Genomic DNA, 8,256 nt, shown 5'->3' with positions numbered 1-8,256 from the left:
AATCGAATTCTAACGAATGACCGTTTTCTGTCCCACTCTCTTTTTTGATACCGTTCAGCCAGTCACAAGAATCCTCACTCTCACAAAGAGACCCTTCTCTTTTAAAGCCAAAAAAGAAGGCTCTCCTCGAGAACCTACTTTTTTATCTTACACCGTTTTTTCTACGTTCAAAATTTTCACTTGGTAACTTCCAACCGGTGTCTCAACTGTGACTACGTCGCCTGTTTTCTTACCAATTAAGGCATGTCCAATAGGGCTTTCATTTGAGATCTTCCCAGCAAAAGCATCCGCTCCTGCTGATCCTACGATACTGTAGACTTCTTGATCGGATTCTCCAACTTCTTGAACCGTTACGGTTTTACCAATAGCGACTTCATCTACCGCTACAGCGTCACTATCAACGATTTCAGCATAACGAATTTTTGTTTCCAAGCTAGAAATTTGTCCTTCAACAAAAGCCTGTTCATCCTTGGCTGCTTCGTACTCAGAGTTTTCTGAGAGGTCTCCATAAGAACGAGCTACCTTGATCCGTTCGACCACTTCTGGACGACGAACCAATTTCAACTCTTCTAATTCTTGTTCCAATTTTTCTTTTTCTGCTAAGGTCATAGGGTATGTTTTTTCTGCCATGTTTCTTCTCTTTCTATATTTGAATGAAAAAGCTGTGGACGCGCCACATGCTTTTCCTAGTTTGAACTTGCTTGCGTCAATTTACTATTGACGTGTTCTTCTACATTTTTATTGTGTTCTTCATAAGTCTTTGCAAAGAAGACCTCACCTGTCTCAACATTTGCGACAAAGTACAAGTAATCTGTTTTACTTGGGTTCACCGTTGCTTCAATCGCTGATACCCCTGGACTGTCAACAGGTCCAGGCATCAATCCAGTATTTTTGTAAATATTGAATGGAGAATCAAGTTCTGTGTCAATCGTTGCATCTTCTTTTAGGGTCGTTTTTTGACCAAGTTTGCCTTGCGCATAAAGAATGGCAATGTTACTTTGCAGTGGCATATCTTGGTTTAAGCGGTTATAGAAGACACTTGCGATATCTTTGCGGTCCTGGTCGTTTGCTCCTTCTTTTTCAACTAAGGAAGCAAGAGTCAAGACTTCATTGACGGTGAGGTTCTTGCTTTCAAGTGTATCATAATAGGAACTTAATTTTTGATCCATCGCTGCAAGCATCTGCTCGATCATATCTTCCACTTTGGTATCTTTCCCATAATTGTATGTAGCTGGGAACAGATAACCTTCTAAGCGGTAACGAACACCTGAATCCTTACTTGGAAGATTGGCCAAGAGCTTAGGATACTTCGCTACCATCTTCTCAATAAAAGCTTCGTCTTGGACTGCCTTCAAGAAATCGTCTTTCTTGTATGGTGTCTTGCCTTTCTTCTTCGTGGAGACATCCGTAGTGATGGCTTCCGCAATCTGATCGATTGAGTAACCTTCAGGAACCGTCACCTTACCAAGAACTGGAGGTTGAGGGGTTTTGGTCCCTTCTTCCTGCAATTTTTGAATGATGGTTTCTAAATCCATACTCTTTTGCAAATTGAAATAACCAGATTTGAAATTGCTGTAGTTCTTAAACTTGGTGTAGTAGTTGAAGAACTGGCCGTTTTTCACGAGACCTTTTTTCTCTAAGATGCTTCCGATCTCACGATTGCTAGAACCAGCTGGAATCTCAACCGTCACAAACTCTGTTGCATTCTTATCCATAGGTTTCAAAGCTGAGTTGACATAAGTCGCAGCAAAGATCCCGGTCGCAACAATCACAACCAATAAGATGGTGACCACCGTCCGGACAATGCGTTTGGCAATCTTATTTTGTTTCTTTTTCTTTTGATGACGTGTTGAGCGTGATAGTTTGTCTTCTACTGGCTTTTGACTTGGTTCTTTGAGAGTCGTTTTTGACGGCTCGCTCCCTTTTTCATCAGCCACAGCAGGACTAGCCTCAGGCTGTTGTTCCACTTCTTCTCCTTTTGGAGGCGGTGTGGATGCTTCATCTTCTTTCGGTGAAGAAGGGGTTTCAATACTTCTATCTGGTAGATCATACTCTTTTTCAATCTTTAAAATCTGCTCGTTGGCCTCTTCTAAATCTCTGAGGATCTGCTCTTTGAAGCTTAATCCCTTCTCACTATCTTGTGATTTATCAGTCAAATAATTGACCTCCCTCATCATAATCCTTAATATTATATCTTAAAAGATTTAGAAAAGCAATACAAATCGCCCTTCTTCTTGAAAACACCTATTTAATCAATGTTTTTCCTTTCCCAAACCAGATTGTACCATACTTCTCCCGCATACTGAGAGTCAGACAGTCCTTCATTTGTAAAGCCGTGTTTCTCATAATAAGGAATCAAATAATCATGACAGGTTAGATTGACCCCTTGACGGTCATCCTTGATGGCAATCTCCTTCATTGCCTCAAGCAAGAGCCTACCAACACCCAATCCTTGGGCTTCTTTGGCAATGGACAGACTGGTAATGGAAATAAAGCCTTTTTCGATATGACTCAGATCTTCGACCTCTGAAAAGGAGGAATCGATCAAATAGCGCTCTGGCCTAACAGGACCTTCTAGATAGCCTAAAATCTGACCTTTGCTCTCTGCTACTAGAAAAGTTGAGCGAATGGCTTCAATGTGATCTCGTAAGATCTCGCGTGCAATCGCTTCTTCTGCAGAAAAATTCTCCTGTTCAATACGCTCAATAGCATCCAAATCATCTAGACGAGCTTGTCGAATAGTCAGGTCTTCTTTCATTTTCTTTTCCTTTCAATCCCTAGCAAATACTAGAAAATGCTGGCTTCATTTTTTGTGTCCGACAGCAATGTGAGCCTGAAATCACGCGATTCCAGACTCACTTTTTTTATTGTACACTATGTGTCAAGCTTGATAAGAGACGCTCGAATGAGTATTCATAAGTTTGAATATCTCCGGCTCCCATAAAGACATAGACTGCATTGTCATGATCCAGCAAAGGAGAGACATTCTCAGCGGTAATCACGGCTGAGCGTTTCACAATCTTGGCTTCCAGATCTTCCACCTTGACATCGCCATGATCTACTTCACGCGCAGAACCATAGATCTGAGCCAAGTAAACAGCATCTGCTTGATTCAATGCTTCTGCAAATTCATCTAACAAGGCAATGGTCCGTGTAAAGGTATGTGGTTGGAAAATGGCCACAATCTCTTTACTTGGGTATTTTTGACGGGCCGCATCCAAGGTTGCAATAATTTCCGTTGGATGATGCGCAAAGTCATCAATAATGACGGTTCCATTGACCACCTTTTCAGTGAAACGGCGTTTCACTCCCGCGAAGGTCTTCAAATGTTCGCGAACAAGGTTCAAGTCAAAGCCAGCAATGTACAACAAGGCAATGACAGCTGTCGCATTCATGATATTGTGGCGACCAAAGGTTGGAATATGGAATTGACCCAAATCTTCCCCATGGTAATGCACGCTAAAGGTTGATCCGGTTGTGGAACGAAGTAGGTTGCTCGCTACAAAATCGTTGTTTTCCTTGTCAAAACCATAGTAATAGATCGGTGCTTCAGAGGTAACCCGACGCAACTCCTTGTCTTCTCCGTAGATGAAGAGACCCTTACTGATTTGTTTGGCATAATCGTTAAAGGCATTAAAGACATCTTCTAAGCTAGTGAAGTAGTCTGGGTGGTCAAAGTCAATATTGGTGATAATGCTGTACTCTGGATGGTAAGGCATAAAGTGACGTTCGTACTCATCTGATTCGAAGACAAAGTATTTGGCTGCGGCAGAACCACGACCAGTCCCATCTCCGATCAAGTAGCTGGTGTCTGTAATGTTCGATAGAACGTGTGAGAGCATCCCCGTCGTTGAAGTTTTGCCGTGTGCACCTGCAACCCCCATACTAACAAAGTCACGCATAAACTCTCCAAGGAATTCATGGTAACGTTTATAGGTCAAACCGTGTTCATCCGCATAAGCAATCTCAACATTGTTGTCCGGACGGAAAGCATTTCCGGCAATGAGAATCTTGTCTCCCTCTAGGTTTTTCACATCAAATGGGTAGATTTGAATTCCTGCCTGTTCCAAGCCACGTTGTGTAAAGTAATACTTGTCAACGTCTGACCCTTGAACAGTATGTCCCATTTGGTGAAGCATGAGCGCCAAAGCACTCATACCAGCTCCTTTAATTCCAATAAAATGGTATGTTTTAGACATGTTCTCTCCTTATTCTTCATCTAGATGCGTCAGATCCAATTCTTGTTTGATTGGCTGAGGTTTTAGCTTCTTTTGATCGTGATTGTAGATCTGACTGGTTTTTAAGAAATCGTAATTATTTTTTTTCTTATCAGTAGGATCTACTACTTCCTCTTCCTTGGCTGGTTCAATATTGGCAAGGATCAGCTGGTCTTGTCGCAACCGTTTACTGTACTTCAATAATTCACCAGGGTTTTCTTTTTGAAAAGGAGCCGTTGGTTGAGTAGATTTGCGCTCTGAAATGAACGTTTTTTTTCGATTGGCCGTTGTAGAGGATGGATCTGTAGTCAGATAAGGTGCCGTGCGTTTCTTTTTCAGATCCTCACGCGCCCGCTCTCTTGCTTCTTCTGCATAGCGATTGGCTGGGCTTTTCTTATCTATCGGCTCTTTAAAATCCGGTTTTCTAACAGGACGTCTTTTTGGTAGAGGCTCCTCTAGCGGTTGATGATAGGGATGCTTAGGCTTGGTATTTTGGGCAATTGGCTGCCACTCCAAATAATTTTTATCCACGTACTCTCCCGTGATGTTACTGATCAAGTCCGTCTCATCATAGAGGTTCATGTGGGGCATCTCTGTTAACATTACCTCATTATCCCCTACCTGAGGAAAATATTTTTCTGTCATGCTTTCTTCCTTTCGACACTCCATTTATTATAAACTATTCACAGAATTTTTCAAGTTATTCCGGTTGAATTCCAAGAATCTCACGAATTTCTTCCACAGATAGACTGGAACGTGTTTCCGTTCCGTCCAGAATTGTTGAGACCAAGTGTCTTTTAGAAGCTTGAAGCTCTTGGATTTTTTCTTCAATGGTCCCTCTGGTAATCATTCGGTAGACTTCTACATTTTGGTCTTGCCCCATCCGATGGGCACGGCCGATCGCCTGATCTTCCACGGCAGGATTCCACCACAAATCAACTAAAATAACGGTATCAGCACCTGTTAGATTGAGCCCAACTCCTCCAGCTTTTAGAGAAATGAGAAAGGCAGTACGTTCTCCACTATTAAAGGCATTGGTCATTTCCTGACGTTCTTTAGCAGGAGTCGATCCTGTAATTTTAAAGGAGGTCATCCCCAATTTCACGATTTCTTTTTCTAAAATGTCCAACATACCTCTAAATTGGGAGAAGATGAGGACACGATGATTGCTATCCTGGATTTGCGCCAGCAGGTCTCGAAGACTTTCTAATTTACCACTTTCACCTTGGTAGTCCTCCATAAAGAGGGCCGGTGTATCACAAATTTGGCGCAAACGCATGAGACCAGACAGAATTTCTACCTTGCTTCTGTTTAATTCTTCATCACTTGACGTTCTTACTCGATCTTGAATCTGCTTTAATTGGGCCAAATAGATCGTTTTTTGAGCTTCATCCAACTCATTGTGATAAGTGGTTTCAATCAAATCAGGTAGTTCCTTGAGCACCTCTTCTTTTTTCCGCCGCATCACAAATGGTTTGACAAAGCGGGCAATGGTCTCAGGGCTTAATTTTTGGAATTCTTTTCTCGCTGGAAATAGGCCTGGGAGGACAATCTGAAAGATGGACCAAAGTTCTCCTACGTGATTTTCAATTGGTGTCCCAGACAAGGCAAAAACATGCGCTACATCAAAGCCTCGGAGGTGTTGAGCAATTTTTGTTTGGGCATTTTTCATGACCTGAGCTTCATCCAAAATCAGGTATTCATACCGATTCTTTTGGTATTCTTCCACATCTTGGCGGAATGAAGCATAACTGGTGATGACGACCTGTGGATTCGTCGCAATGATTTCATCACGATGTTGCTTCAGGCCATAAACAACCGCAACCTCCAATTGAGGAGCAAATTTTGAGAATTCTTGCTTCCAGTTATAGATGAGACTAGACGGCGCTAAAATCAAAATCTTGGTATCTTTTTGAACAATGCTCGTCAAAAAAGAAATGGTTTGGAGGGTTTTCCCAAGCCCCATATCATCTGCTAAAATACCGCCAAAGCCGTAATGATTCAGCATAGAGAACCATTTTATCCCAGTTTCTTGGTAATCTCTAAGAGTGGCTGTTATGGCCATCTGAGGGAGCGGGTAGTCTTCAGGATGTGTTAAATCATGAGCCAGGTGTTGGAATTCCTCAGAAAAATGGACATTTGCTTGGTTTTCTAATAATCCTGTTAGTTCATAGGCCGCAATTCGTTGCGTCTGCAGTTTGCCACCCTTGGTCATTTTTGCCCGTAACTCGACTAAGGAACGACTGATCTTTTTCGTCTCTTCATCAAAGACAAGTACCTTTCCCGTATGGCTGACAAAGTAGTCTTCTTGGCCCACTAAAGCTTTTAGGACCTGGTCTACCTCAGCCGGATCAATACTTTCAAAATCAAAGCCAATTTCAAGCAAGCGACCATTGGTCTGGACATCAATTTTAGGACGTTCGACTTGATAGAGCTCCAAGAGGCGATCCGATAGTGTCACCTCGCCAATCGCTTCAAAGGATGGAATTTGCTGGTGAAAGAAGGGGTAGATTTGCTCACTCGACAACGAACTTCTTTGGGAAGAAAAATCATCTGTAAAGCCTGCAGCCAGCATAGTTGAAAAGACCTCTTGCTCCTTATCAAAATCACTGGAATAAGGAAGGTTTAGCAGTTCTTCACGCGAACTCACCCTACGATCCTTAAAGCGAAAAACCATATCCAATAAAATGGTCCGATCCTGAGCCAAATCAAAATAGAATTCCGGCGTAAAATCATGGATCAAAAAGCTGGTTGGCGCCTGAATAGGACCCAGTTTTTTAAACTCTTTTAAACTATAGGCCAGCTTTGTCTGGTCCGCCGGATCAAAATGCAGGCGTTTCTTTTGATCCTGATCCATTGGTAAGTCTTGGATCGCCTTCCAGAGTGTCCTTTGTTGCGGAGTCAAATGGTAAAAAATTCCATTTTGAAAAAGATAATCCCCCGCTTCAACCACCTTAACCTGAGGCTCCGTAATCATCAATTCATAATATTCTCCATGATCCTCTACTTGAAAGTTAAAGAGAGCTTCGTCACCATGGACATCTTGAAAAAAGACTTCTTGAAAATCATACAAGCTGTATTGTAGGAGAAAAGAGTCTAGGCTCATTAGTAAGTCCACAGCTTCTTCAAGGAGACTAGGCGGAAAATAAAGATGACGTCCTGCATTGGGGAAAAAATCTTGCTCCTTGGTCGTACGATCAATGACCAAGCCCTGTAGAAAACGAATCAGATCTTGACTGGCTTCATCAAATTCCAAGTAAGAAATCGGTTCATAGTAGCTTTTACCAATCGCAAAATGTCCTTCTTTTTGAAGGGTCTGCAAGAAGGCTAAGATATCACGAATCACGTAAGAACGTTCGTCTGGCAGACGACGGATACGAAGACTCCATAAAAATTGACCAGAAAAATCATCCTCATGTCCAACGGCTGATAAGACATAGCGAGTTTCTTTTTTTTCAATTTTTGGAAGGACTTGATCTAAAAATAAACGGCCAAAAGAGACTTTTTCTTGGGTCTCTTCGGTCGCGCTCGCATCTTCTTCCAGACTGGCAAGAGCTGTTTTCCCCTTGTCGTCATTTTTCAAGTAGGCCTCAACAGCTGCCAAATGCGTACAGAATTTTTTCTTTTGAAAGAAGGCACAACTACAAAAGATCGCCTCGTCATCTAAACTGTAGCGCAAACTTTCGTCTTCTACTCGAAAATAGAGGTACTTTTCTTTCACTTCCTGAAGGGAAACTTTCCCTGCTTCATAGAGAAGGCTCCCTTGTGAACGAACCTTCCCAGGAATTAATTTTGCCATGTTTACCACCTTATATTCATCCCTTAATTATACCACATCCATAGAAAAATAGGAAAAGATGGTCAACATTTGTAAAGAATTCAAACACAAATCCTTGTACAACCTTTCTCTTGTTTTTCGGTTATAAAAAGTGAGAGTTTGGCTGTAAAAGCTGATGANNCTTGCTCGACAATCCAAAGATAATTGAGAGGCTAGGGCTTTTGTCCCAGCCTCTTTGAGGTTTAATAGAAACAACTGTAT

6 protein-coding genes are annotated in these 8,256 nt (G+C 42.0%); all 6 read right to left on the bottom strand.

The features are described from left to right. Nucleotides 1-147 precede the first annotated feature (147 nt). A complete protein-coding gene (gene greA / locus BTU61_RS04660) occupies nucleotides 148-630 on the bottom strand; it encodes a transcription elongation factor GreA (protein ID WP_187540255.1) in 483 nt (160 codons plus the stop codon). Nucleotides 631-686: 56 nt separating this feature from the next. After that, nucleotides 687-2,189, bottom strand: a complete 1,503-nt coding sequence (gene mltG, locus BTU61_RS04655) for an endolytic transglycosylase MltG (RefSeq protein ID WP_447463851.1) — start codon at nucleotides 2,187-2,189, stop codon at nucleotides 687-689. A 59-nt stretch (nucleotides 2,190-2,248) separates the two neighbouring features. Then, nucleotides 2,249-2,758: a GNAT family N-acetyltransferase gene (locus BTU61_RS04650; RefSeq protein ID WP_200772532.1), complete on the bottom strand. Its 510-nt coding sequence runs from the start codon at nucleotides 2,756-2,758 to the stop codon at nucleotides 2,249-2,251. A 106-nt stretch (nucleotides 2,759-2,864) separates the two neighbouring features. Then, complete coding sequence (gene murC / locus BTU61_RS04645; RefSeq protein WP_200772531.1) at nucleotides 2,865-4,199, bottom strand: UDP-N-acetylmuramate--L-alanine ligase; 1,335 nt, start codon at nucleotides 4,197-4,199, stop codon at nucleotides 2,865-2,867. Nucleotides 4,200-4,208: 9 nt separating this feature from the next. After that, nucleotides 4,209-4,862 carry a divisome accessory protein ZapJ gene (gene zapJ, locus BTU61_RS04640; protein ID WP_200772530.1) on the bottom strand — a complete coding sequence of 218 codons (654 nt, stop codon included), beginning with the start codon at nucleotides 4,860-4,862 and terminating at the stop codon, nucleotides 4,209-4,211. A gap of 55 nt (nucleotides 4,863-4,917) precedes the next feature. Next, entirely contained in the window at nucleotides 4,918-8,016 is a 3,099-nt protein-coding gene (locus BTU61_RS04635; RefSeq protein WP_200772529.1) for a pilus expression-regulating Snf2 family helicase, read from the bottom strand. Between the last annotated feature and the right edge of the window lie 240 nt (nucleotides 8,017-8,256).

Origin of the sequence: Streptococcus lactarius, assembly GCF_016642265.1 — a bacterium.
In the GTDB taxonomy this organism is placed as follows: domain Bacteria; phylum Bacillota; class Bacilli; order Lactobacillales; family Streptococcaceae; genus Streptococcus; species Streptococcus lactarius.
The sequence above is the reverse complement of the archived record's forward strand: the minus strand, read 5'-3'. Positions and strand labels throughout refer to the sequence as shown.

Coding starts and splice junctions, on each gene's coding strand:
- BTU61_RS04635 (WP_200772529.1), bottom strand. CDS start 8,016: ATGGCAAAATTAATTCCTGGGAAGGTTCGTTCACAAGGGAGCCTTCTC.
- murC (WP_200772531.1), bottom strand. CDS start 4,199: ATGTCTAAAACATACCATTTTATTGGAATTAAAGGAGCTGGTATGAGT.
- greA (WP_187540255.1), bottom strand. CDS start 630: ATGGCAGAAAAAACATACCCTATGACCTTAGCAGAAAAAGAAAAATTG.
- BTU61_RS04650 (WP_200772532.1), bottom strand. CDS start 2,758: ATGAAAGAAGACCTGACTATTCGACAAGCTCGTCTAGATGATTTGGAT.
- zapJ (WP_200772530.1), bottom strand. CDS start 4,862: ATGACAGAAAAATATTTTCCTCAGGTAGGGGATAATGAGGTAATGTTA.